Consider the following 23596-nt stretch of genomic DNA (forward strand, 5'->3'; position numbering starts at 1 on the left):
CGAACAAATCCTGCGGGTTGATCCCGCCTGTGACACCGGACTTCGCACAAGACCAGTTCCAGATTGGTGGACGTGCGTCGCCCCGCGATGATCCCTCGGCCTACACGTGGTCCGGCGGCCCGGCCGCTTCCCCGGGCGCCCGCGCGGGCAGGCTCCAGCGCCACAGCTCCGCCGAGGGCAGCGGCAGCATCAGGAACCAGTGCTCCAGGGTGGCGAGCGCGGTCAGCGTCGCCAGGACCGTGAAGCCGATCAGCTCGTGCTCCAGCAGGTCGGCGCCGAGCGCCGCGCGCCCGAGCAGGGCCGCCGCGATGGTCCCGAGGCTCACCGAGACCGGGAACAGCAGGTTCATCGGCTTCCGGGACAGGTAGCAGGCGAGGTAGCCGAGATGGTCCGGCAGGAACTCGGCGTGGAGGTTGCGCACCCCCAGGAACAGGTTGAGCCGCGCCGAGAGGTTCATCACCACCAGCGTGCCGTAGGTCCACAGGGCGAAGCGGTTGGGGCTGCCCCAGACCAGCGCCAGGATCGCGAGGCCGCCGACCACGATGGCGAATTCGTGCCACAGGCTGGTGGCGAGCGCGGCGAGGAACCGGTCGAGGCCGCGCACGCTCGGCGCGCAGGCGACCGGCCGCGGGCCCGACAGGAAGCCCATGTAGTAGCTCATCTCCTGCCAGCCCCAGACGACGAGCGCGGCCGTGAAGGCCGTGTAGGCCCCCGTGGCGCTCGTGTCGGCGGCGCTGGACCGGATCGCCACCAGGGCGCCGGCGAGCAGCAGGGTCGCCCCGGCCATGCTCCACGGATGCGTCCGCCGCGGGGCGTGGTCGAGCAGCAGGATCAGCCCGGTGGAGAACCACCAGAGCAGGACCGCGTACAGGACCGGGGCGGCGTAGGTCCCCATGCTACCAGACCGGCTGGAGACGGATGTCGGCCGGCAGGACGTTGGCCTTGACGGGGAGACAATACAGCCGCGCGAAGGTCACCGCCGCCCGGGCGGCGTGGAACCCCTGCAGGGCCTTGCCGACGAGGCCGCCCCGCGCCTTGGCGTCGGCGATCGCCCGGGAGCAGGCGAGCAGCCGGTCGAGCCCCGCCTTGAACTTCGGGTTGTCGAGGTCGAGCTCCAGCGGGAAGGTCTGGCGGGAGATCTCCGAGGTGATCCGGAAGACCTTGAAGTCGTAGTCGCTGGGATCGACCCCGAGCGCCGCGTGGAAGGCCGGGCGGTGATGGTCGCGCACGTACATCGTGGCGAAGACCGCGAGCAGGAAGAACCGGATCCAGTAGCGGTTCACGCCGCTCGTCAGCTTCGGGTTCGCGCGCATCAGCAGCGCGAAGGCCTCGCCGTGGCGGAACTCGTCGTTGCACCACAGTTCGAACCACTTGAAGATCGGGTGGATGCGCCGCTCCGGGTGCCGCTCCAGCTCGCGGAAGATCGTGATGTAGCGGGCGTAGCCGATCTTTTCGGAGAGATAGGTGGCGTAGAAGATGAATTTCGGCCGGAAGAACGTGTATTTTTTGGACTTGGTGAGGAACCCCAAGTCCACGCCGATGCCGAAATCCTTCAGCGTGTCGTTGATGAAGCCGGCGTGACGCGCCTCGTCGCGGCTCATGAAGCCGAACAGCTCCTTGATGTCCTTGTTCTTCGCGCGCTTGCGCATCTCCGCGTAGAGCACGCAGCCGGAAAACTCTGCCGTGATGGAAGAGACCAAGAAGTCCAGAAACTCCTTCCGCAACTCGGGCTCCATCCGCGACAGGTCGCAGTCGAACTCCGCGTTGCGGGTGAAGTGGCGCTTGTTCGGGTCGGAGCGCAGCTCGGCGATCAGCACGTCCCAGTCGCGGCGTACCGGCTCGACGTTGGTCCGGTCGAGCTCGTCGAAGTCGGTCGTGTAGAAGCGGGGCGACAGGAAGGTCGTCTCCTGGGCGGCCCGGGTCGACTCGTTGACCGGAGTCTTCGGAACGGGCTGGCCGGAGGGCGGCGGGACGGGTGCGTTCACAGCTTCCTCCTCTCGGAGAAGCTGACCTCGTAGAGTTCGGTCAGCTCGAGATGGGCGATGAGCTTGGTCCAGGCCCGCTCCAGCGGGCCGGCCCTGGTCACCGTGGCGGTGCGCCGCACGGTGAGGCGCTCGCCGTAGGGCACCGAGGTCGGCGCGTCGTGGACCTGAACCGCGTCGCCGGGCTCGATCTCGAAGCCGGCATCGAGGGTGACGTGCGCGTGCAGGCTCTCGGGCGTCTGCTCGATCTCCACCGTGCAGGGCACGGTGACGGTGCGGCTGCCGAACAGGCCCATCACCGCGTCTCCGTGGCGGGCGCGCCCGGCCCGGGCATCAGCCGGGCGAAGGCCCCGGCATTGGTCGACCCGAAGGCCTCCAGGGGCACTTGGCGGCCGGTGGCCTCGTCGGCGAGCGCGAGGCGGCCGTCGTCGTAGCGGGTCAGGCTGAAGGGCTTCTCGGGGCCGAGTCCCTCCCGCTGGCGGGCCTGGGCGAGGCCCCGCAGCGTCCCGCGCAGGAAGCCGTCCTCGCCGGGGCGGATCCAGGCCACGATGTGCCGGTCGGCGACGTCCCGCAGGGCGATCGAGCCGTCGACCTGATCCTCGGCGCGGAATTCGAGCCGTTCCACCACATTGGCGGGCGGCAGGGCGACGAGGCCGACCTTCTCGCTCCGGCCGATCAGGACCGCCAGCATGGTGAAGCCCATCAGCGCGCCGCCGCCGATCATCAGCAGCGCCGGTGCCGGTCCCGCGACCGCCGATGCCGTGGCCCGGCCGGCGCCTTCCGCCCGCTCGCCCATCGTGCCCCTCCCTATTCGGCCGCGACGAGGCGACCGGGATTCTCGTCCGCTCGGCCGAGACGCGCCACCCGGACCGGCGGCGCGGTGCCGTCGGCATGGGCCTCGAGGGCGCGTGCCAGCAGCGCCGCCGCGGCGTCCGCGTCCGGCACGGAGCGCAGCATGGGCTCGGTCCGGGCGAGACGCCAGGGCCGGACGTGCGGCCAGATGTGAAGGTAGGCGATCCGGAGGCCCGGCTGCAACCGCAGTGGCAGGTCGCCGCTGCCGTCCGTGAAGGCGCGCAGGGCCGCGGTCTCGATCTGCGCGAAGGGCAGGTTGTGGGTCACCGGCAGGGCGATGCCGGCCTGCAGCACGACGCGGCGGTTGGTCACCGTGTAGAGCGTCGTCCGGTGGGTGAGCCAGGCGAGCAGCCAGAGCAGCGCGACGGCGCCGGCGCCGATCACCAGGGTCGGCGCCACCACCCTCAGCGCCGCCGCGGGCGAGCCCGCCGCGAGGCCGAAGGCCAGGGCGCAGACCGAGAACCACGCGATCACGAGGCGGGCGTGGAACACTCGGACCAGCAGGCCCGCGGTGGTCGGCGCGCCCTGCCAGAGGATGCGCTCGCCCGGCGGCAGCGGGCCGGGCAGACCCCGCAGGGTGCCTTCGGGGAGGAAGTCGCCGCTCATATCAGGGGCTCCGCCCGGGCCGGCGTCGCGTAGAGCGTGCCGGCGCCGAAATACGAGATGATCCGCTCCTCCTCCAGGAAGGTTACGCTGTCGGGATCGCGGGTGGTCGGGATGTCGGCGAACTGGCTCGCGAGCAGCGCCTCGGTCGTCACCGTCTTGGTGAAACCGCCGGCCCGGCAGAACGTGGTCGGCATCAGCCGGCGTCCGCCCGTCGGGAGCTCGACCTCGTAGTAGCGGATCAGCGACTCGCCGCGGTCGACCCAGACGTCGCTGATCACGCCCGCGACGGCGCTGTCGGTGCCGAACACCGTCATGCCGATCGGGTTCGGGCCGTCCTCGTGGATGACGAAGTTCTTCGCCACCCGGAGGGGCACGATGCGGATCTCGTCGTCCCAGGTCCGGTCGTGCACGTCGTGCCGCAGCACCCAGGAGCCGGGACCGACGCCGGCCTGGAGCGACGATTCCGTGCGCTCGTAGGGCGCCCCCGGCCAGGGCTCGACCTTGCGGGCCGGGATGCCGGTCTCGATGTCGTCCCGGCCGTGCACCGCCTGCGGCGCGTAGGTCGTCTCGCCGCCCGGCAGGTGAAACGCCTTGGACCGCGGGATCAGGATCGGGTCGTCCGCCTTGCGCCGGCCGACCGCCTCGTTCTCCAGGGGGTAGCCCTCGCGCCGGTCCTCGCGGCGGAGCCAGAAGACCAGTCCCGCGAAGAAGAGGAAGAAGGCGTAGAGCACGACCTGGGCGACGTCGACGTAACCCGTAAGTGCGCCGGTTGGCATGGCTGTCCTCCCCGAATGTCAGGCCGTCCGGCCGGCAAGGCCGTCGGCGATGCGGTTCCGATCCTCTGTCCGAGCGTCCTCGCGCACCAGCGGTCCGAGCGCGAGCAGCGCGGCGAACAGCAGGGCGATCTCGATGTGGTAGACGATGAGGTAGCCGATGGCCGGCTCGTTCATGCCCTCGCCCAGCACCCCCGACTGGGCGATGGCGCCGCCCACGTCGCGCACGAGGCCGCTCGCCGCGATCGAGAGGCCGGCCGCGGTCGCCTGCACGGCGCCCCAGGCGCCGAGCGCGAGCCCGGTATCCTCGGGGCCGGCCCGGTTCATCGAGGCGGTGAGCGTGCCGTGGGCGAACAGGCCGCCGCCGAGCCCGATCAGGCTCACGCCCGCGGCGAACAGGTCGGCCGAGGCGAGCGGGGCGGCGAACACGACCGCCGAGAACGCGAGGATCCCGATCCCGACGCCGACCGCGGAGACGCGGAACGGGTCGCCCCCGCGGCCGAGCCAGCGCGCCGCGACCAGCAGGCCGAGCCCGCCACCGGCGGCCAGCAAGGCGGTCAGCGCCGTGGTGGCCGCCACCGAGAGGTGCAGGATCTGGCCGCCGTAGGGTTCGAGCAGAATGTCCTGCATGGAGAAGCCCGCCGTGCCGAGCCCGATCGCCACGAGGCGGCGCCGGGCGGTGCCCTGCCCCGCATAGGCCCGCCAGGAGGACCGGAAGTCCCGCTGCGGCGCCGTCCGCGTCCGGTTCGGATCGCGCGGCTCCTGCTTCCACAGGGCGAACCCGTTGAGGATGATGGTGACGAGGGCCGCGCCCTGGATCACCTGGATCAGCCGGACGGGCGAGAAATGGGCCAGGAACAGGCCGAACAGCACCGCGCTCGCCATCATGCCGAACAGCAGGGCCGCGCAGAGCAGCGCCACCACCTTCGGCCTCGCATGGGCGGGGGCGAGGTCGGTGGCGAGCGCGAGCCCCACGGTCTGGGTCGTGTGCAGGCCCGCGCCGACCAGCAGGAAGGCGAGCGCCGCCGAGAGGTCGCCGACCCAGAGCGGCCCGGTCGTGTCGCCCGACAGGATGAGCAGGGCGAACGGCATGATCGCGAGGCCGCCGAACTGGAGCAGCGTGCCGAACCAGATGTAGGGCACGCGCCGCCAGCCCAGCACCGAGCGGTGCGTGTCCGAGCGGAAGCCGACCAGCGCCCGCAAGGGGGCGAAGACCAGCGGCAGCGCCAGCATCATCGCGACGATCCAGGCCGGGACGCCGAGCTCGACGATCATCACCCGGTTCAGGGTGCCGATCAGCAGCACCGCGGCCATGCCGACGGTGACCTGGAACAGGGCGAGGCGGAGCAGCCGCCCGAGCGGCAGCTCGGCGGTGGCGGCGTCCGCGAAGGGCAGCACCGCCGGGCCGAGGCGCATCAGGGCGGCGGTGAGCTTGCGGGTGGGGGTCATGGCCGCATCCCGGATTGCACCGGGCCCCCGCCCCGATCCGCGCGGGGCGGCAGGGTGCGCGTCAGCGCCACCGCGTTCGACAGGTAGAACCCGCTGTTGATCCGGTGGCTCTGCGCCCAGGCGAAGGCGTCCAGGGCGCTCTCCGAGGCGATCCGCCGCCGCAATCCACCCTCGGTCACCGGCACGATGGAAGGCGAGCGGTCGCCGCGCGGGAAGAATTTTCCGGCCGCGTGCATCAGCGTCAGCAGGGCCGTGCGCGGCGCCACGGTGAACAGCACCGACCCGTCCGTGCGCGCACCCAGGACCGCCAGCGCCCGGGCGATGTCGGCGGCGCGGTAGTGGATCAGCGAATCCATCGCCACCACGTGATCGAACCGCCCGAGCCCGGGATCGAGCATGTCGCCCACCCGGAAATCGATGCGCCCCGCGCCGGCGATCGCCGGCAGCCGCTCCTGCGCCAGCCCGATCAGCGTCGGCGAGACGTCGATCGCCACCACCTCGGCGCCGCGCCGCGCCGCCTCGACGCTGAGCGCCCCGGTGCCGCAGCCGGCATCGAGCAAACGCAGGCCGGTCATGTCGGCCGGGAGCCAGGAGAGCAGCGTGGCCCGCATGGCGTCGCGCCCGGCCCGCACCGTGGCGCGGATCCGGCTCACGGGCGCGTCCGAGGTCAGGCGCGACCACGCCTCGACCGCGGTGCGGTCGAAGTAGGTGGTCAGCTCGCCCCGGCGGGCGTCGTAGCTGGCGCTGGCCATCAGTCGAATCCCAGAAACTCGAACAGGTCGCGGTCCTTCATGGGCTGCGCCTCGCAGGGCTCGGCGCCGGCCCAGAGCGTCTCGGCGAGCCGCATGTACTCGGCGGTCACGGCGTCGAGCTCCGGCGAGGACTCCATCTCGAACAGGGTCGACTTCTTGAGCCGCGAGCGGCGGACCACGTCGAGGTCGGGGAAATGCGCCAGCCGCTTCAGGCCGACCGCGTCGTTGAACCGGTCGATCTCGTCGGTCTTGGCCGAGCGGTTGGCGATGACGCCGCCGAGTCGCACGCCGTAATTCTTGGACTTCGCGTGGATCGCCGCGACGATCCGGTTCATGGCGAAGATCGAGTCGAAGTCGTTGGCGGTGACGATCAGCGCCCGGTCGGCGTGCTGGAGCGGCGAGGCGAAGCCGCCGCAGACCACGTCGCCCAGGACGTCGAACACGACGACATCGGTGTCTTCGAGGAGGTGGTGCTCCTTGAGGAGCTTCACCGTCTGGCCGACCACGTAGCCGCCGCAGCCGGTGCCGGCGGGCGGGCCGCCGGCCTCGACGCACATCACCCCGTTGTAGCCCTCGACCACGAAATCCTCGACGCGCAGCTCCTCCGAGTGGAAGTTCACCGCCTCAAGCGCGTCGATCACCGTGGGGGCGAGGCGCTTGGTCAGCGTGAAGGTCGAGTCGTGCTTCGGGTCGCAGCCGATCTGCAGCACCCGTTTGCCGAGCTTCGAGAAGGCCACCGACAGGTTCGACGAGGTGGTCGACTTGCCGATCCCGCCTTTGCCGTAGACCGCGAAGACCTTGGCGGTCTCGATCTTCAGATCGGGATCGAGGGCGACCTGAAGGCTCCCCTCCTCCTTTCGCGCCACGACGGGGTTGCGGATCGCGATGTTCATGCGGCCACTCCTGCGGTGACGCCTTCCAGGCGGTCCTCCAGCTCCTCCTCGGCCCGGTCGAGGGCGTCGCGCATCGCTGCGTCGGGGGTCCAGAAGCCGCGGCGGTGCGCCTCGATCAGCCTCTGGGCGACCTTGGCGGAGGCGGTGGGGTTCAAGGCGGCCATGCGCTCGCGCATGGCGGGGTCGAGGACGTAGGTCTCGGTGATCCGCTCGTAGATCCAGGGCTGGACCGCGTTGGCGGTGGCCGACCAGCCGACCGTGTTGGTGAGATGCGTCTCGATCTGCCGGACGCCCTCGTAGCCGTGGCCGAGCAGGCCCTCGTACCATTTCGGGTTGAGCATCCGGGTGCGCGTCTCCAGCGCCACCTGCTCCTCCAGGGAGCGGACGCGCCCCTCCCCGCGGGTCTGGTCGCTGATGTAGATCGGCACCGACTCGCCCTTGGCCCGGGCCACCGCCCGGCCCATGCCGCCGAGCCCGTCGAAGTAGTGGTCGACCGAGGTGACGCCGACCTCGACCGAGTCGAGGTTCTGGTAGGCCATGTCGACGGAGGCGAGCACCGCCTGCATCAGCGCCCGCTGCGGCGCCGGGCGGCCGGTGCGGCCGTAGGCGAAACTCTTGCGGCGCGCGAAGGTCTCGCAGAGCTCGGCCTCGTCGTCCCAGTTGCCCGAGTCGACCAAGTGATTGACGTTGGCTCCGTAGGCGCCCTCGGCGTTGGAGAAGACCCGGAGCGCCGCCGTCTCCAGATCGCAGCCCTGCTCGGCCTGGATCGCGAGGGCGTGCTTGCGGACGTAGTTCTGTTCGAGGGGCTCGTCGGCGGTGGCGGCGAGGAAAGACGCTTCCGCCAGGAGTTTGGTCTGCAGCGGTAGCAGGTCTCGAAAGATGCCCGAGAGGGTCACCACCGCGTCGATCCGCGGGCGGCCGAGGGTCTCCAGCGGGATCAGCTCGGCGCCGCTCAGGCGCCCGTAGCCGTCGAAGCGGGGCGCGGCGCCGATCAGCGCCAGAGCCTGGGCGATCGGGCCGCCCTCACTCTTGAGGTTGTCGGTGCCCCACAGGACCAGGGCGACGCTCTCCGGGCAGGGTTTTCCGTCCGCGGCGAAGCGTTCGAGGATGCGGGCCACCTGCCGGGCACCGTCCGCCACCGCGAAGGCCGAGGGCAGGCGGTACGGATCGAAGCCGTGGAGGTTGCGGCCTGTCGGCAGCACGGCCGGGTTGCGCAGCAGGTCGCCGCCGGCCACCGGCGGCACGAAGCGGCCGTCCAGCGCCCGCAGCAGCGCCGGAACCTCGTGGTCGCGCGACAGCAGCCGGTCGGTCTCCGCCAGACTTGCGAACGCCGCCCGGGTCACGTCGTCGGCGGGCAGGCCGGAAGCCGTCAGCGCCGCCTCGACCCCCTGCCCCGTGACGAGGGCCTCGATCCCGGCCCGCTCCGGCCGCACGCCGTGCGCCGACTGGGCGAGCGCCAGGAGCAGATCGACCCGCTCCTCTTCCGGCGTGCCCGCGCCGACCACGTGCAGGCCGTGCGGGATCAGGGTCTGCTCCAGCTCCTGCAGCGCGGTCCAGAGGCCGGAGACCCGAGCCTCCAGATCGCCGGTCCAGGCCGGCTCGGCGGCGACGAGATCGACCGCCGCGCCCTGGTCCTGGATCAGGCGCGCCAGCGTCTCGCGCTCGCCGCCCGCCTCGGGGCCGAGGCCGCGCCAGCGCTCGATCGAGCTCTTCAGGTCGAGCAGCCCGCGATAGAGTCCGGCCGCCGCGAGGCTCGGGGTCAGGTAGCTCACCAGCGTCGCCGCCGAGCGCCGCTTGGCGAGCGTCCCCTCGGACGGGTTGTTGGCCGCGTAGAGGTAGACGTTGGGCAGCGCCCCGATCAGCCGCTCCGGCCAGCAGGATTCGGACAGGCCGGTCTGCTTGCCGGGCATGAACTCGAGCGCCCCGTGGGTGCCGAAATGCAGCACGGCGTCGGCGCTGAAGTCCTCGCGCAGGTAGCGGTAGAAGGCGCTGAACGCGTGGGTCGGTGCGAAGCCGCGCTCGAACAGCAGCCGCATTGGGTCGCCCTCGTAGCCGAAGGCGGGCTGGACCCCGACGAAGACGTTGCCGAACTGCGCGCCCAGCACGAAGATGTCGGCGCCGTTGGTCTGGTGGCGGCCCGGCGCCGGGCCCCACTGGGCCTCGATCTCCGCGAGGTAGGGCTCGCGGCGCAGGTGGTCCTCGGCCGGAATGCGGGCGTGGACGTTGGCCTGGGTGCCGTAGCGCTTGGCATTGCCGTCGAGGATTTTTTCGCGCAGGGCGTCGACGCTCTCCGGCACTTCGACCGTGTAGCCGTCCGCCGCCAGGCCCTTCAGCGTGTTGAGCAGCGAGGCGTAGACCGACAGGAACGCCGCCGTGCCGGTGGCGCCGGCATTGGGCGGGAAGTTGAACAGCACCGCGGCGAGCTTCCGCTCGGCCTTCGCGGTCCAGCGGAGCGATACCAGTCGCGCGACCCGCTCGGCGAGCCGGGCCGCGCGCTCGGGATGGACCCGCATGTCCCTTGCGTTGTCGGCGCCGGAATTCGCGGAGCGGCCGCCGAACACCATCGGGGTGGTGGCGCCGTCGAGTTCGGGGATCGCGACCATCATGGTCGCCTCGACCGGCGACAGGCCGCGGTCACCCGCCTCCCACTGTTCCAGGGTCTGAAACTCCAGCGCCTGGGCGGCGAGGTAGGGCACGTCGAGCCGGGCCAGCATCGCCTCGGCGGCGGCGGCGTCGTTGTAGGCGGGGCCGCCGACCAGCGAGAAGCCGGTGAGCGAGACCAGCGCGTCGATGCAGGCGCGCCCGTCCTCCATGAAGAAGGACTCTACCGCCGGGCGGTTGTCGAGGCCGCTGGCGAAGGCCGGCACCACGTCGAGGCCCTGCGCCTCCAGGGCGGCGATGACGCCGTCGTAATGGGCGGTGTTGCCGGCGAGCACGTAGCTGCGCATCACCAGCAGGCCGACCCGGCCCTTGGCGCCCGTGAGGCGCGGCAGCCGCGACGGGTCGGCACCGATCCGACCGGTGAGGCGCGGGTGGTAGAGACCGGTCTCCGGATAATCGAGGGGTGCGGGCGCCGCCGGACCCTCGCGCCAAGCGGCGCGCTCGCCGGCCGCGTAGCGGTGCACGAGGAAGCGCACCAGGGCGGCGACGTTCTCGTCCGAGCCCGCCAGCCAGTATTGCAGGGTCAGGAAATAGGCGCGCACGTCCTGGGCCGAACCCGGGATGAAGCGCAGGATCTTCGGCAGCTTGCGCACCAGGGCCATCTGCCGGCCGGCATTGCCCTGCTGGCCCGGCTTGCCCCGCAGCTTCTTCAGGAAGTCGAGGGCGCTGCGCTTGGTGCCGCTCATGTCGAAGCGGCCGAGCTTCGTGGTCTTCACCACCTCGCCGGCCGAGAGGCAGCCGACCATCGCGTCGCAGGCCGCGCGCCGGGCCGCCAGCGCCGGCAGGATCGCCCGCACCTGCTCGTCCATGAACAGCATGGCCGAGAGCACGATGTCGGCCTGCGCGATGTCGGCCCGACAGGCCGCCAGCGTCGCGGGATCGTTGTCCCACTCGGCGGCCGCGTGGAAGCCCAGCACCAGCCCGGGCATCTCGGACCGGAGGCGCAGGCGCGCCCGCTCCACCGCGCTCGCCAAGTGATTGTCGAGCGTGACGATGACGACGCGGATCGGCGGCCTAGCGGCCGTAATGCGCTTTGGCATCGTAGAGGGTCTCGAGGGTGATGAGCGGCAGGTGCCGCTCCCGCGCGAAAGTCTCGGTGTTCGTGCGTGCTTTGCCCCGCACGAAGAACGGGATCTTCTTCAGCTCCTTCTCGGCCTCGGGCGACCACGCGGTCGCGGCCGGCCGCTCAAGCAGGATCGGAACGGGCGCCGGCGTCGGAGGGGTGTCAGCCGGCGCCCGTTCCGCGGCCTCGAACGCCTCGTCCGCCGGAGTCCCGAAGGACTTGCCGCCGAGATGCGAGGGGCCGACGCCGTCGTGGAATTCGGGATCCTCCCGGAACATGCCGAGGAGGTGCTCTTCGAGGCCCATCATCAGCGGATGGACCAGGGTGTCGAACAGGACGTTGGCGCCCTCGAAGCCCATCTGCGGGGCGTAGCGCGCCGGGAAGTCCTGGACGTGGACCGGCGCGGAGATCACCGCGCAGGGGATGCCGAGCCGCTTGGCGACGTGGCGCTCCATCTGGGTGCCGAGGACGAGTTCCGGCGCGGCCGCGCGGATCGCCGCCTCGACGTCGAGGTAGTCGTCGGTGACCAGCGCCTCGATACCGTGCGCGGCCGCCTCGGCGCGGACCTCGCGGGCGAACTCGCGGCCGTAGGTGCCGAGCCCGACGAGGGTGAAGCCGAGTTCCTTCGCGGCGACCCGGGCGATGCCGATGGCGTGCGTGGCGTCGCCGAACACGAAGACGCGCTTGCCCGTGAGATAGGTCGAATCGACCGAGCGGGAGTACCAGGGCAGCCGCGAGCCGGATCCGTCGAGCACCGGCGCCGGGTCGATCCCGGCGAGGCCCGCCACCTCCTCGACGAACCGGCGGGTGCCGCCGACGCCGATCGGGATGGTTTGCGTGAACGGCTGCCCGAAGGCCTTCTTCAGGTAGTCCGCAGCGGAGCGGGCCGTCTCGGGATAGAGCACGACGTTGAAGTCGGCGTCCCGGAGCCGGCCCAGATCGGCGGGCGTGGCCCCCAGCGGCGCCACGACATTCACGGCGATGCCGAGGGTATCGAGCAGCCGGCGGATCTCGATCAGGTCGTCCCGGTGGCGGAAGCCCAGCGCCGTTGGACCCAGAATGTTGCAGAGCGGGCGCCGCCCGGGCTCCCGCGCCGGGCGCGGGGCCGGAGCCCCGGCGAGCGCGCGGACCAGCCGGTAGAAGGTCTCCGACGCGCCCCAGTTCTCCTTCTTCTGGTAGGCGGGCAGCTCCAGCGGGATCACCGGGATCGGAAGGTCGAGGGCCTTGGCGAGGCCGCCCGGATCGTCCTGGATCAGCTCGGCCGTGCAGGAGGCGCCGACGATCATGGCCTGGGGCCGGAACCGTGCGTGCGCGGCGGCGACCGCCTCCTTGAACAGCTCGGCGGTGTCGCGGCCGAGATCCTGGGCACGGAAGGTCGTGTAAGTCACGGGCGGGCGGGCGTCCCGCCGCTCGATCATGGTGAACAGCAGGTCGGCGTAGGTGTCGCCCTGCGGAGCGTGCAGCACGTAATGCAGCCCGGACATCGCCGTGGCGACGCGCATCGCGCCGATGTGAGGCGGACCCTCGTAGGTCCAGAGGGTGAGCTGCATGGCGCTACACCTCCAGCAGGGCACGGCGTCGGAGCGGGCGCACGAACAGCTCGGCGAGGTCGCCGGCCTGCTCGTAGCCCTGCACCGGCGTGAACAGCAACTCGATCGACCACTTGGTCGACAGCCCCTCCGCCTCCAGCGGGTTGGCGAGGCCGAGGCCGCAGACCGTGAGGTCCGGGCGGGCCGCCCGGCAGCGGTCCATCTGGTCGTCGAGGCTCTGGCCCTCGGTCACGCGTGTGCCCGCGGGAAGCCACTCGATCTCGGCGGCGAGATGTCCCCGGTGCAGATAGGGCGTCCCGACCTCCACGAGCTCAGCGCCGAGTTCCCGGGCGAGGAAGCGGGCGAGCGGCACCTCTAGCTGCGAGTCGGGGAAGAAGAACACCCGCTTGCCGCCGAGCTTCTCGCGGTGGGGCGCGAGCGCGGTCTCGGCGCGGGCCCGGCCCGCGGCGGTCGCCCGGTCGAACGCCTCCCCGGAGACGCCGAACGCCTCGGCGGCGGCCCGCAGCCAGCCGGTGGTGCCCTCGGCGCCGAGCGGGAACGGGGCCGCGAGCCGGCGGGCGCCGCGTTCCTCGAGGGCGCGGGCGGTCTCGGTCAGGAAGGGCTGGGCCAGCAGGTAGCGGGTGCCGCGCCCGACCGCCGGCATGGCGCCGGCCCGGCGGGCGGGCAGGAACCGGACATCCGCGATGCCCATCGCGGCGAACATCCGCAGGAACTGGTCCTCCACCACGTCGGCCAGCGCCCCGACGATCAGGAGCGACGACGCGGTTGCCTCTGCCTCGCGGGGCAGGTCCGGCACCAGCGCCGCGAGGCAGGCATCCTCACCTTGCGTAAAGGTCGTCTCGATGCCGGAGCCCGAATAGTTCAGCACCCGCACGGGGGCGAGGCGGCCCGACAGGCGCTGCGCCGCCCGGGACAGGTCGAGCTTGATCACCTCGGACGGGCAGGAGCCCACGAGGAACAAAAGCTTGATGTCGGGCCGGCGCTCGATCAGCCGGGTCACCACCCGGTCGAGCTCCTCGTTGGCGTCGGCGAGGCCGGCGAGGTCGCGCTCGTCGATGATGGCGGTGGCGAAGCGCGGCTCGGCGAAGATCATCACCCCGGCCGCCGACTGGATCAGGTGCGCGCAGGTGCGCGAGCCGACCACGAGGAAGAACGCGTCCTGGATCTTCCGGTGCAGCCAGACGATGCCGGTGAGGCCGCAGAACACGGCCCGCTGGCCGTGCTCCTGGCGCAGTTCGATACCGCCGCAGGACGGCGGGTGGGCCAGGGGGGCGTTCATGGCAGCGCCTCCGCGAGACGCGGTGCGCGGCTGCCGGCCCTCTCCAGGCGCGCGGCCCGGAGCTTCAGAAGGAACTGGGCCGCGTTGACCACGTAGGTCGCGTAGGCCGCCAGCGCGAGGAGCAGCAGCGCCTGCCCGCTCAGGGCGCCCGTCGCGAGGGCCGCGAGGTAAGCGGTGTGGAGGGCCAGCACCAGCATGCTGACCACGTCCTCCCAGAAGAAGGCGGGTGCGAAGAGCCACCGTCCGAACACGACCTTCTCCCAGATCGAACCGGTGACCATGATTGCGTAGAGGGCCACGGTCTTCACGACGACCGAGATCTCGGCCGCGCGCGCGCCGTCACCGGTGGCCAGGGCGCGCAGCACCAGGGCGAGACTGATCAGGAAGATCGCGAACTGGAGGGGCGCCAGAACCCCCTGGACCAGGGTCCAGGGCGAGGAATCGCGCCGGCGCCGTTCGGCGGGCGTGTAGAGCGGTCGTGCCGGCCGGTCCTCGGGACCCATGCATCCGCTCCCTGCTGGTCGGCGGCGCCAGAGGCTCCGTCGTTGACAGAGGCTAGGGCGGGGGTCCCGGAAGTGTCAAGTGCGCTTGACGCTTCTGCGGTATGACACGGGGAGGGATATTTTTTCTTCGAATAAGATCATTGCCAAGATGGCCAGGAAGCGTATCGTCAACTGAGACGGCAGAGATTGCCGCCGTTTGGCTTGTCAGATCCAGGAACTGGCGGACGCGAAGAATAGACGGGCGAGCAACGCCACACCGAGCAGGCGAGCGGATCCGCCGGCCCTTCCGGGCCGGGGTCGTCTCAGGGAGGATGCCGATGGGAAACTGGAGGCATTTCGGTGGCCGTCTTGATTACGGTCCGTCCGCGGCCGGCTGCAGCCCCGTGAGCGATGGTCTTCCCGTGTTCCGCGACACTGCCCTCGGTTGGTCCGACCTGCACAGGCCCGTCCCGGACGCGCTCGCCAAGGTCGTCGAGGCGGAGATCCTGCCCCGCCTGATGCTCGCCCACCGGCCCGCCGGCCGCGCCGTCCCGGCGGACCGGGCGCCGAGCGCGCGGGAGATCGCCGATTTCAGCGCCCTGCTCCTGGCCGCCGGCCCGGTCGACCTCGACGCCCGGGTGGACGCCCTGCGCGACGGCGGCCTGCCGCTCGCGCGCCTGCTCCTCGACCTGCTCGCCCCGGCGGCCCGGCATCTCGGCGCCCTCTGGGAGGAGGATGCCTGCGACTTCCTGGCGGTGACCGAGGCCCTCGGGCGGCTCCACGCCGTGAGCCGCCGCCTCTGCGCCGAGCTGGAGAGCGAATCGGTCCCGGCCAACGGGCGCAGCGTCCTGCTGCTGCCCTGCCCGGGCGAGACCCACGTCTTCGGCCTGTCCCTGGTCGCGAGCTTCTTCCGGGAGGCCGGCTGGGACGTGACCACCGCGGTGCCCGGGCCGGGGGTCGACCCCCTGGACCTGCTCCGGTCGGACTGGTTCGACGTGGTCGGCCTGTCGCTCTCCTGCGACGTCCTGCTGCCGGTCCTGACGGCGACGGTGGCGGAGGTGCGCCGCGACTCGCGCAACCGGGACGTCCGGGTGCTGGTCGGCGGCCCCTTCTTCGCGCGCCACGGCGGCGAGGCGGGGATCGTCGGGGCGGATGCCTGCGCGTCGGACGCGTGCCTCGCGCCCGCCGCGGCGGAAGCTTTGCTGGACAGACAGGCATTGGCCTGCTGAAAGGGCCTCAAACCGACTATCACATTGCGGTGACCGTGACCCCTCAGCCCCGCCCCTCCCCGCAGTCGCCGCCCGCGGCCCTGCAGCAGGTGGCCGGCCTCCTCCAGGGCGAGGCGGTCGGGCGCATCGTCGCGGCGTCCGCGGACCTCTCCCTGGTGATCGACGCCGACGGGGTGATTCGGGACGCCGCGGTCGGCGCCGACCTCGCGGCCGAGACCGTGGCCGGCTGGCTGGGCCGGCGCTGGATCGACACCGTCACGGTGGAGAGCCGCCCGAAGATCGACGCCCTGCTGCGGGATGCCGGGACCGAGGGCATCACCCGCTGGCGCCAGGTGAACCACCCCTCGCCCGACGGCGCCGACCTGCCGATCCGCTACGCGTCGATCCGGCCCTCGGAGGGCGGCCCGATCCTCGTGCTCGGGCGCGACATGCGGGCGGTGGCGGCCCTGCAGCGCCGGCTGGTCGAGACCCAGCAGGCCCTGGAGCGGGACTACGACCGGCTCCGCGCCGCCGAGACCCGCTACCGGCTGCTGTTCCAGATCTCCGGCGAGCCGGTGCTGGTGGTCGATGCCGGCACGCGCCGGGTGGCCGAGGCCAACCCGGCGGCGGCGCGCCTCCTCGGACGCCCGGCCAAGCGCATCGCCGGGCAGGACGCCGTCGAGCTGTTCGATCCCGCCAGCACCCGGACCCTGGAGGCCCAGTTCGCCGCCCTGCGGGCGACCGGGCAGGCGGGCGAGATCCGGGCGGCGCTCCAGCACGGGCGCGGCGAGGTCACGGTCTCGGCCTCGCTGTTCCGGGGCGAGGGCGGCGCGAGCGCCCTGCTGCAGCTGGCCGCCGACCCGGCGGCCGCGGCGGCCGGGCCCGACCAGGAGGCGCCGACCGCCGCGGTGATCGAGGCGATGCCGGAGGGCTTCGTGGTCACCGATTCGGCGCGGCGGGTCCTGATGGCCAACGCCGCCTTCCTGGAGCTGGCGCAGCTCGCCACCGTGGGCCAGGCCCGCGGGCGCACCCTCGACCACTGGCTCGGCCGCGACGAGACCGAGGCGCAGGCGCTGTTCGCGACCCTCGTCGACCACGGCGCCGTGCGCCGCTTCGCCACCGTCGTCCGCGGCGCCTACGGCGGCATGGAGGACGTGGAGGTCGCCGCCGTGTCGGTGGCCGGGACCCGCCCCTGCCTGGGCTTCGCCATCCGGTCGGGCCCGCGGCGGATCGCCGAGGGACGTCCCGGGGTCGGTCGGGAGGTGCCCCGCTCGGTGGAGCAGATGACCGAGCTCGTGGGCCGGGTCTCGATGAAGACCCTGGTGCGCGAGACGACGGACCTGATCGAGAAGCTCTGCATCGAGGCGGCCCTGCGGATCACCCGGGACAACCGGGCCTCGGCGGCCGAGATGCTCGGCCTGAGCCGGCAGGGCCTCTACGCCAAGATGCGCCGCTACGGCGTCGGCGACCTCGACGGCCCGGTCGAGGAGGCCTGACGGCCCCCGCCCCGGGGCGCGGCCGACCGCGGGTCCCGTCCGGTTCATCCCCGCCCGGCCTGCCGGAGCCCCGCGCGGGCGCGCCGCGTCGGCCCGGAACCCGGTGCCGGAACCGGGTGCCTGAGCCGGGCGCCGAGTGGCTCGAGGATCCCGGAATCGTGCTCGCGTCCGAGGGGCGCCGGGAGCGCCCGGGGCGCCGCCGTCGCGCCAGGATCCGCCCGCGCCGGGCGGGTCCGCCGCCGCGGTTATCAGGTGTTTCGGATAATGTATTTCTGGGCCGCCGCTGTATTGATCCGACAAACGTCGCGCACACGTGGTCGCGTCGTGTAAATCTGGCTTGACACTCGGGCGGGCCCCGTTAGCCTCCCGCCATGACCGCTACGCCCGCCCCGAGCGCAGTCATCGAGCTGCTGAAGCCGCTCACGTGGTTCGCGCCGATGTGGGCCTTCGCCTGCGGGGTCATTTCCTCGGGCCAGCCGGCCAGCGGCCAGTGGCCGGTGATCGCCGCCGGCATCCTGCTGGCCGGCCCGCTGGTCTGCGCCACCAGCCAGGCCGCCAACGACTGGTTCGACCGCCACGTCGACGCGATCAACGAGCCGGACCGGCCGATCCCGTCCGGGCGGATCCCGGGCCGCTGGGGGCTCTACCTCGCCCTCGCCTGGACGGCCCTGTCGCTAGCGGTGGCCGCCGCCCTCGGGCCCTGGATCCTCGGGGCCGCCCTGTTCGGGCTCGCGCTCGCCTGGGTCTACTCGGCGCCGCCCGTGCGGCTGAAGCGGAACGGCTGGTGGGGCAACGCCGCGGTGGCGCTCTGCTACGAGGGTCTGCCCTGGTTCACCGGCGCCGCCGTCATGGCCGCCGCCCTGCCCGACCGGCGGGTGCTCCTGGTGGCGCTGCTCTACGCGGCCGGCGCCCACGGCATCATGACCCTCAACGACTTCAAGTCCGTGGAGGGCGACCGGCGGATGGGGCTGCTGTCGCTGCCGGTGCAGATGGGCTCCGCGCGCGCCGCGCGCTTCGCCTGCCTGGTCATGGCCCTGCCGCAGGTCGCGGTGATCGCGCTCCTCGCCGGCTGGGAGCGCTACTGGCACGCCGGCCTCGTGGCGGCGCTCCTCGCCGGCCAGGTCGCCCTGATGGCCCGGTTCCTCGAGAATCCCCGGGAGCGGGCGATCTGGTACAACGGCACCGGCACCACGCTCTACGTCCTCGGCATGCTGGTCGCGGCCTTCGCGCTGCGCCCGCTGGTGGGAGGCGCGTGATGGGGATCGAGTCGCGCGCGCGCCGTACGGGGGCTCTCGGTTCCTCCGCTGCGCAGCCGGTTTCAGGGCCGGGCGCGGGTCCCCTCTCCCGCACGGGAGAGGGGGCACGTCGCGGTTCTCGTGGGCGGGTGCCCGAGCAGCCTGGCGCGGCCGACGGCCTGGGCTGGCCCCAGATCGTCCGCCTCGGCCTCGTCCAGACCGCGCTGGGCAGCGTCGTCGTGCTGATGACCGCCACCCTCAACCGGGTCATGGTGGTGGAACTGGCGCTTCCCGCCTTCGTGCCGGGCCTGCTGGTCGCCCTGCACTACGCCGTGCAGGTCCTGCGCCCGCGCTGGGGCTACGGGTCCGACCGGAGCGGCCGGCGCACCCCGTGGATCGTCGGCGGCATGGCCGCCCTCTGCCTCGGCGGGTTCGGCGCCGCCTGCGGCACCGCGCTGGCGGCCGAGAACCTCGCCCTGGGGCTGGCGCTCGCCGCCCTCTCGTTCCTGTGCGTCGGCATGGGCGTCGGCGCGGCCGGGACCTCCCTCCTGGTCCTGCTGTCGGGCGGCGTCGCGCCGGCCCGGCGGGGCGCGGCCGCCACCGTCGTCTGGGTGATGATGATCGTCGGCTTCGCCGTCACGGCGCCGCTCGCCGGGCACTTCCTCGACCCGTTCTCCGGCCCGCGGCTCGTCGCGGTCTCGGGCACGGTCTCGCTCGTCGCCTTCGGCGTGGCGGCGCTCGCGCTCGCCGGTGTCGAGCGCCGCCTGCCGGTCCGGGCCCCCGAGCCCGCGGAGGCCCGCCGCCCGTTCTTCACCGTGCTGGCCCGGGTGCTGGCCGACCCCGTGGCCCGGACCTTCACGGTCTTCGTCTTCGTGTCGATGCTGGCCTACAGCGCCCAGGAGCTGATCCTGGAGCCCTATGCCGGCCTCGTCTTCGCGATGACCCCCGGCGCCACCACCAAGCTCGCCGGCCTCCAGCACGGCGGCGTGCTCGCCGGCATGCTGCTGGTGGCGGCGGTGACGCTCCTCGCCCGGGGCACCGCCCTCGCGTCCCTGCGGCTCTGGATCGGGATCGGCTGCGCCGGCTCGGCCGCCGCCCTGTTCGCCCTGGCGAGCGGCGCGGCGGCGGGATCGGACTTCCCCCTGCGCACGACGGTCTTCGCCCTCGGGGTGGCCAACGGCGCCTACGCGGTCGCCGCCATCGGCTCGATGATGGCGCTCGCCGGCCGCGGCGACGCGCGGGAGCGCGGCACCCGCATGGGCGTCTGGGGCGCCGCGCAGGGCGTCGCCTTCGGCGCCGGCGGCTTCCTCGGAGCGGTGGCGGTCGACGCCGTCCGGCTCGTCACCGCCGAACCCGTCCAGGCCTACGCGGCGGTGTTCGCCGCGGAAGGGCTGCTGTTCCTCGTCGCGGTCGTCCTGGCGGCCCGGCTCGACTCAGCCCCGGCACCGGACCCGGTGCCGCTCGATCCTGCCTTCAGCGCGAGGTGAGGCCATGGCCCGGTTGGACGACGGCGGCCCCGGCCGCGACAGCTACGACGTCGTGGTGGTCGGCGGCGGGCCGGCCGGCGCCACGGCGGCGACCGACCTCGCCCGGGCCGGCCACGCGGTGCTGCTCCTCGACAAGCCCGGGCGGATCAAGCCCTGCGGCGGCGCGATCCCGCCGCGGCTGATCCGCGACTTCGCGATCCCCGACGCGCTCCTCGTCGCCAAGATCCGCTCGGCCCGGATGGTGGCGCCGAGCGGCAAGACCGTCGACATGCCGGTGGGCGAGGGCTTCGTCGGCATGGTCGACCGCGAGCATTTCGACCCGTGGCTGCGCGCCCGGGCCGCGGAGGCCGGCGCCGACCTGCGCGCGGCCGCCTTCGAGCGGATCACCCGGCCCGACGACGGGCCGCCGCTGGTCCACTTCACCACCGGCGCGGGGACCGGCCTCGCCCGCCACGCCGTCCGGGCGCGCCTCGTCGTCGGCGCCGACGGCGCCTGCTCGCCGGTCGGCCGCGCGGAGGTGCCGGGCCACGCCAGGATGCGGCAGGTCTTCGCCTATCACGAGATCCTCCGGGTGCCGGAGGCCGGCGCCCCCGGGGCCGGGTCGGTCGAGGCGACCCGCTGCGACGTCTACTACCAGGGCCGCCACTCGCCGGATTTCTACAGCTGGATCTTCCCCCACGGGGACACGCTGAGCATCGGCACCGGCAGCGCCCGGAAGGGCTTCTCCCTGCGCTCCTCGATCCGCGCTCTGCGGGTGGCGACCGGCCTCGACGGGGCCGAGACCGTCCGGCGCGAGGGCGCCCCCCTCCCCCTCAAGCCGCTGAAGCGCTGGGACAACGGCCGCGACGTGCTGCTGGCGGGCGATGCCGCCGGCGTCGTCGCCCCGGCCTCCGGGGAGGGCATCTACTACGCGATGCTGGGCGGGCGCCTCTCCGCCGAGGCCGCCGCCGCCTTCCTCGAGACCGGCGATGCCCGGGCGCTCGGGCGCGCGCGAAGACGGTTCATGAAGCTGCACGGGCGCGTGTTCTGGATCCTCGGGATGATGCAGTGGGTCTGGTACCGCAGCGACGGTCTGCGCGAGCGCTTCGTCTCGATCTGCCGGGACAAGGACGTCCAGCAGCTCACCTGGGACAGCTACATGAACAAGGAGCTGGTCCGCGCGAAGCCCGCCGCCCACGCGCGGATCTTCTTCAAGGACCTCGCCCACCTGTTCCGCTGGGTCTCGCCGTGAGCCTCGGCCTCGCCGATCTCGGGCCGCCCGCGGTGGCCGCCGCCGCCGCCGTGCTGGTGGCCGTGGCCGGCGGCCTCGCGACCACGACGGACACGTGGTACCGGCGCCTGCGGGTCCCGGCCTGGAAGCCGCCGGACTGGGCCTTCGGGCCGGTCTGGGCGGTGATCTTCGCGCTGACCGCCACCTCGGCGGTCCTCGCCTGGAGCGGCGCGGCCGACCCCGTCGCCCGGGGCGTGCTGATCGCCGCCTTCGCGGTGAACGGGGTGCTCAACATCGCCTGGAGCGTGCTGTTCTTCCGGTTCCGCCGGCCCGACTGGGCGCTCGCCGAGGTCGCGGCCCTGTGGCTGTCGATCGCCGTGCTGGTGCTGGTCACCGGCCGGATCTCCGTCGCGGCGGGCCTCATGAACCTGCCCTACCTCGCCTGGGTCAGCGTCGCCGCCTGCCTGAACCTGCGGATCGTGCGCCTCAACGCGCCCTTCGGGGAGCCGGCGTGATGGAGCCGCCGCTCGCCGCCGCCCTCGCCGCCGCCTTCGCCTCGGGCCGGATCGTCGACGGGATCCTCCTGCTCGTCGCCCTGGAGGCCCTCGTCCTCGCCTGGCTCAGCCGCCGGGGCGGGCCGCCGCTGCCGTCCCTGCTGGCCACGCTCGCCTCCGGCGCCGCGCTGATGCTGGCCCTGCGGGCGGCGCTGGCGGGGGCCGGCTTCGTCGCGGTCGCCGGGTGGATGCTCGCCGGGCTCGCCGCCCATCTGGCCGATCTCGGCCTGCGCTTCCGGTCCGCCACGGCACATCGCCGCAGCCCGGCGCCGCCCGGAACAACGCCCCGAACGGCCGCGTTCACGCGCGTCACAAATCTCAAACAGCTCTAAACTCGGGATGGGAGACGCGGCATGCAGCGCACGAGAGCCCTCTCCTCCGGCCGCCTGCCGCCGATCCGGACGGCGCCGATCCTGGGGAGCCTGTTCCTGGCGAGCCTGTTCCCGGCCGCGCCGGCGCTGGCGCAGGACGGGTCGGCCGACCAGATCGCGCGCGGCAAGTATCTCGTGACCATGGGCGACTGCGCGGCCTGCCACACGGCGCCGGGCGGCAAGTACCTCGCCGGCAACTACGCGCTGAACATGCCCTTCGGCGTGATCATGACCCCCAACCTCACCCCCGACAAGGAGACCGGCCTCGGCAACTGGAGCTACGCCGACTTCGACCAGGCGTTCCGGCACGGCTACAGCAAGAACGTCGGCTACCTCTACCCGGCCTTCCCGTTCGGCTGGTTCACCAAGGTCACCGACGAGGACACCCAGGCGATCTGGGCCTACCTGCAATCGGTCCCGGCCGTGAACGAGAAGCGGCAGGAGAGCCAGATCCCGTTCCCGTTCAGCGTCCGCACGGCGCTGGTGACGTGGCGGACGGCCTTCTTCACCGACGAGCGCTTCAAGCCCGACCCGAAGGCCAGCGCCGAGGTGAACCGCGGCGCCTACCTGGTGGAGGGCCTCGGCCACTGCGCCATGTGCCACAACGAGAACAAGCTCGTCGGCAATTCGAGCTTCGCGGGCCGGTTCGGCGGCGGCGTGATCGACGGCTGGTACGCCCCCAACATCACCCCGGACGGCCACCAGGGCATCGGTGCCTGGACCGACGAGCAGGTGGTGACCTACCTCAAGACCGGCACCGCCCCGGGCGACCGGCCGGGCGTCGCCGCCGGCCCGATGCGCCAGACCATCATGGAATCCCTCTCCAAGGTGAAGGAGGAGGACCTCAAGGCCATGGTCGCGTACCTGCGCACCGTGCCGGCCAAGCAGACCTACAAGCCGAAGGACCTCACGGCCTTCGACACGCCCGACGCGCCGGGCGCCTCCACCTACCTGACCTACTGCTCCTCGTGCCACCAGCCCGACGGCAAGGGCATCGAGGGCGCGGTCCCGGCGCTCGCCGGCAACACCTCGGTCCAGTCCGACGGGCCCGAGACGGTGCTGCGGGTGATCTACGGCGGCCTCGCCGCCCAGAGCGGGCTGGCCCCGATGGTGGCGATCGGCCAGCAGATGACCGATGTCGAGGTGAAGAACGTCACCGACTACATCCGCAATTCCTGGGGCAACAGGGCGCCGCCGGTGACCGGCGACAAGGCCTCGGAGGCGCGCGCCGCCACCCGAACCATGCTGGCCGGCACCGCCCCCTGCGCGGAGATCGAGCAGGACAAGCTCAAGGCCGCCTTCGAGAAGCTCGGCATCCAGGCGAGCCTGACCGGACTGAAGCAGCAGGACTTCGTCCCGACCCTCGCCCGGCTGGTCCAGCAGGTGAAGGCGGAGCCGACCGGCGTCACCGACGACGACATCGTCAACGGCCTGACCACGGCCTTCTGCAAGGTCGGCCGCGACGACCCGCAATACGGCAAGCCGAGCTGGCCCGCGGTGATCGGCACCTTCGCCAACGTCGCCTACAGCCAGGTGAAGCACCCGGAGAAGCAGGCCGCCAACGTCCCCTCCGCCACCACGCCGCCGGCCAGGAACTGAGGCGCCGCCGCGCGGCCCCGGCAGGCCGGGGCTGTCGCGGCCGGATCGGGCGGAACGGATGAAACCGTGTGCCGTTGGAGCCGGGACGTGCCTA

21 protein-coding genes are annotated in these 23596 nt (G+C 72.7%); 8 read left to right on the forward strand and 13 right to left on the reverse strand.

Features of this window, described 5'->3' with window-relative positions; genetic code table 11:
- Positions 1–100 precede the first annotated feature (100 nt).
- The 13 genes from puhE to bchF are packed head-to-tail and all read right to left on the reverse strand — an operon-like array spanning position 101 to position 14363.
- The gene (gene puhE, locus J3A75_RS13620; protein WP_012318818.1) at positions 101–895 is read right to left on the reverse strand and encodes a putative photosynthetic complex assembly protein PuhE; all 795 of its coding nucleotides are present in this window, start codon (positions 893–895) and stop codon (positions 101–103) included.
- A gap of 1 nt (position 896) precedes the next feature.
- The gene (gene acsF / locus J3A75_RS13625) at positions 897–1985 is read right to left on the reverse strand and encodes a magnesium-protoporphyrin IX monomethyl ester (oxidative) cyclase (protein WP_059409497.1); all 1089 of its coding nucleotides are present in this window, start codon (positions 1983–1985) and stop codon (positions 897–899) included.
- Complete coding sequence (locus J3A75_RS13630) at positions 1982–2278, reverse strand: hypothetical protein (protein WP_012318820.1); 297 nt, start codon at positions 2276–2278, stop codon at positions 1982–1984. Before J3A75_RS13630 ends, acsF begins: the two co-directional genes overlap by 4 nt.
- Complete coding sequence (gene puhC, locus J3A75_RS13635; RefSeq protein WP_070999326.1) at positions 2278–2778, reverse strand: photosynthetic complex assembly protein PuhC; 501 nt, start codon at positions 2776–2778, stop codon at positions 2278–2280. The genes J3A75_RS13630 and puhC overlap by 1 nt, the downstream gene beginning before the upstream one ends.
- A gap of 11 nt (positions 2779–2789) precedes the next feature.
- Positions 2790–3440, reverse strand: coding sequence for a photosynthetic complex putative assembly protein PuhB (gene puhB, locus J3A75_RS13640; protein ID WP_012318822.1), 651 nt, complete (start codon positions 3438–3440; stop codon positions 2790–2792).
- On the reverse strand, positions 3437–4216 hold the full coding sequence (puhA, locus tag J3A75_RS13645; RefSeq protein WP_012318823.1) for a photosynthetic reaction center subunit H: 780 nt from the start codon (positions 4214–4216) through the stop codon (positions 3437–3439). The genes puhB and puhA overlap by 4 nt, the downstream gene beginning before the upstream one ends.
- Before the next feature lie 18 nt (positions 4217–4234).
- On the reverse strand, positions 4235–5662 hold the full coding sequence (locus J3A75_RS13650; RefSeq protein WP_070999331.1) for a BCD family MFS transporter: 1428 nt from the start codon (positions 5660–5662) through the stop codon (positions 4235–4237).
- Positions 5659–6414: a magnesium protoporphyrin IX methyltransferase gene (gene bchM / locus J3A75_RS13655; RefSeq protein ID WP_012318825.1), complete on the reverse strand. Its 756-nt coding sequence runs from the start codon at positions 6412–6414 to the stop codon at positions 5659–5661. The genes J3A75_RS13650 and bchM overlap by 4 nt, the downstream gene beginning before the upstream one ends.
- Positions 6414–7307 carry a ferredoxin:protochlorophyllide reductase (ATP-dependent) iron-sulfur ATP-binding protein gene (gene bchL / locus J3A75_RS13660; protein WP_012318826.1) on the reverse strand — a complete coding sequence of 298 codons (894 nt, stop codon included), beginning with the start codon at positions 7305–7307 and terminating at the stop codon, positions 6414–6416. Before bchL ends, bchM begins: the two co-directional genes overlap by 1 nt.
- The gene (locus J3A75_RS13665; RefSeq protein WP_070999332.1) at positions 7304–11008 is read right to left on the reverse strand and encodes a magnesium chelatase subunit H; all 3705 of its coding nucleotides are present in this window, start codon (positions 11006–11008) and stop codon (positions 7304–7306) included. The genes bchL and J3A75_RS13665 overlap by 4 nt, the downstream gene beginning before the upstream one ends.
- The gene (gene bchB, locus J3A75_RS13670) at positions 10983–12581 is read right to left on the reverse strand and encodes a ferredoxin:protochlorophyllide reductase (ATP-dependent) subunit B (RefSeq protein ID WP_024830327.1); all 1599 of its coding nucleotides are present in this window, start codon (positions 12579–12581) and stop codon (positions 10983–10985) included. Before bchB ends, J3A75_RS13665 begins: the two co-directional genes overlap by 26 nt.
- A gap of 4 nt (positions 12582–12585) precedes the next feature.
- Complete coding sequence (locus J3A75_RS13675; RefSeq protein ID WP_070999334.1) at positions 12586–13860, reverse strand: ferredoxin:protochlorophyllide reductase (ATP-dependent) subunit N; 1275 nt, start codon at positions 13858–13860, stop codon at positions 12586–12588.
- Positions 13857–14363, reverse strand: coding sequence for a 2-vinyl bacteriochlorophyllide hydratase (gene bchF / locus J3A75_RS13680; RefSeq protein ID WP_070999336.1), 507 nt, complete (start codon positions 14361–14363; stop codon positions 13857–13859). The genes J3A75_RS13675 and bchF overlap by 4 nt, the downstream gene beginning before the upstream one ends.
- Before the next feature lie 317 nt (positions 14364–14680).
- Between bchF and J3A75_RS13685 the strand changes: the two genes are divergently transcribed.
- The 8 genes from J3A75_RS13685 (at position 14681) to J3A75_RS13720 (ending at position 23502) form a co-directional block, all read left to right on the forward strand.
- Positions 14681–15571: a B12-binding domain-containing protein gene (locus tag J3A75_RS13685; RefSeq protein ID WP_043073611.1), complete on the forward strand. Its 891-nt coding sequence runs from the start codon at positions 14681–14683 to the stop codon at positions 15569–15571.
- A gap of 29 nt (positions 15572–15600) precedes the next feature.
- Positions 15601–17046, forward strand: coding sequence for a transcriptional regulator PpsR (gene ppsR, locus J3A75_RS13690; protein ID WP_012318832.1), 1446 nt, complete (start codon positions 15601–15603; stop codon positions 17044–17046).
- Positions 17047–17417: 371 nt separating this feature from the next.
- The gene (gene chlG / locus J3A75_RS13695; protein WP_012318833.1) at positions 17418–18302 is read left to right on the forward strand and encodes a chlorophyll synthase ChlG; all 885 of its coding nucleotides are present in this window, start codon (positions 17418–17420) and stop codon (positions 18300–18302) included.
- Positions 18302–19768: a BCD family MFS transporter gene (locus J3A75_RS13700; RefSeq protein WP_245364324.1), complete on the forward strand. Its 1467-nt coding sequence runs from the start codon at positions 18302–18304 to the stop codon at positions 19766–19768. The genes chlG and J3A75_RS13700 overlap by 1 nt, the downstream gene beginning before the upstream one ends.
- A 4-nt stretch (positions 19769–19772) precedes the next feature.
- Positions 19773–20999: a geranylgeranyl diphosphate reductase gene (locus J3A75_RS13705; RefSeq protein ID WP_012318835.1), complete on the forward strand. Its 1227-nt coding sequence runs from the start codon at positions 19773–19775 to the stop codon at positions 20997–20999.
- On the forward strand, positions 20996–21493 hold the full coding sequence (locus J3A75_RS13710; protein ID WP_012318836.1) for a TspO/MBR family protein: 498 nt from the start codon (positions 20996–20998) through the stop codon (positions 21491–21493). The genes J3A75_RS13705 and J3A75_RS13710 overlap by 4 nt, the downstream gene beginning before the upstream one ends.
- On the forward strand, positions 21493–21864 hold the full coding sequence (locus J3A75_RS13715; protein WP_012318837.1) for a hypothetical protein: 372 nt from the start codon (positions 21493–21495) through the stop codon (positions 21862–21864). Before J3A75_RS13710 ends, J3A75_RS13715 begins: the two co-directional genes overlap by 1 nt.
- Positions 21865–21885: 21 nt before the next feature.
- Positions 21886–23502: a c-type cytochrome gene (locus J3A75_RS13720; RefSeq protein WP_012318838.1), complete on the forward strand. Its 1617-nt coding sequence runs from the start codon at positions 21886–21888 to the stop codon at positions 23500–23502.
- Positions 23503–23596 lie beyond the last annotated feature (94 nt).

The organism is Methylobacterium sp. PvP105 (genome assembly GCF_017876975.1).
Lineage (GTDB): Bacteria > Pseudomonadota > Alphaproteobacteria > Rhizobiales > Beijerinckiaceae > Methylobacterium > Methylobacterium radiotolerans.

Bases quoted from the DNA above. Each gene is read 5' to 3' on its own strand.
- puhE (WP_012318818.1), bottom strand. From the start codon at position 895: ATGGGGACCTACGCCGCCCCGGTCCTGTACGCGGTCCTGCTCTGGTGG.
- J3A75_RS13630 (WP_012318820.1), bottom strand. From the start codon at position 2,278: ATGGGCCTGTTCGGCAGCCGCACCGTCACCGTGCCCTGCACGGTGGAG.
- puhC (WP_070999326.1), bottom strand. From the start codon at position 2,778: ATGGGCGAGCGGGCGGAAGGCGCCGGCCGGGCCACGGCATCGGCGGTC.
- puhB (WP_012318822.1), bottom strand. From the start codon at position 3,440: ATGAGCGGCGACTTCCTCCCCGAAGGCACCCTGCGGGGTCTGCCCGGC.
- puhA (WP_012318823.1), bottom strand. From the start codon at position 4,216: ATGCCAACCGGCGCACTTACGGGTTACGTCGACGTCGCCCAGGTCGTG.
- J3A75_RS13650 (WP_070999331.1), bottom strand. From the start codon at position 5,662: ATGACCCCCACCCGCAAGCTCACCGCCGCCCTGATGCGCCTCGGCCCG.
- bchM (WP_012318825.1), bottom strand. From the start codon at position 6,414: ATGGCCAGCGCCAGCTACGACGCCCGCCGGGGCGAGCTGACCACCTAC.
- bchL (WP_012318826.1), bottom strand. From the start codon at position 7,307: ATGAACATCGCGATCCGCAACCCCGTCGTGGCGCGAAAGGAGGAGGGG.
- J3A75_RS13665 (WP_070999332.1), bottom strand. From the start codon at position 11,008: ATGCCAAAGCGCATTACGGCCGCTAGGCCGCCGATCCGCGTCGTCATC.
- bchB (WP_024830327.1), bottom strand. From the start codon at position 12,581: ATGCAGCTCACCCTCTGGACCTACGAGGGTCCGCCTCACATCGGCGCG.
- J3A75_RS13675 (WP_070999334.1), bottom strand. From the start codon at position 13,860: ATGAACGCCCCCCTGGCCCACCCGCCGTCCTGCGGCGGTATCGAACTG.
- bchF (WP_070999336.1), bottom strand. From the start codon at position 14,363: ATGGGTCCCGAGGACCGGCCGGCACGACCGCTCTACACGCCCGCCGAA.
- J3A75_RS13685 (WP_043073611.1), top strand. From the start codon at position 14,681: ATGGGAAACTGGAGGCATTTCGGTGGCCGTCTTGATTACGGTCCGTCC.
- chlG (WP_012318833.1), top strand. From the start codon at position 17,418: ATGACCGCTACGCCCGCCCCGAGCGCAGTCATCGAGCTGCTGAAGCCG.
- J3A75_RS13700 (WP_245364324.1), top strand. From the start codon at position 18,302: ATGGGGATCGAGTCGCGCGCGCGCCGTACGGGGGCTCTCGGTTCCTCC.
- J3A75_RS13705 (WP_012318835.1), top strand. From the start codon at position 19,773: ATGGCCCGGTTGGACGACGGCGGCCCCGGCCGCGACAGCTACGACGTC.
- J3A75_RS13715 (WP_012318837.1), top strand. From the start codon at position 21,493: ATGGAGCCGCCGCTCGCCGCCGCCCTCGCCGCCGCCTTCGCCTCGGGC.
- J3A75_RS13720 (WP_012318838.1), top strand. From the start codon at position 21,886: ATGCAGCGCACGAGAGCCCTCTCCTCCGGCCGCCTGCCGCCGATCCGG.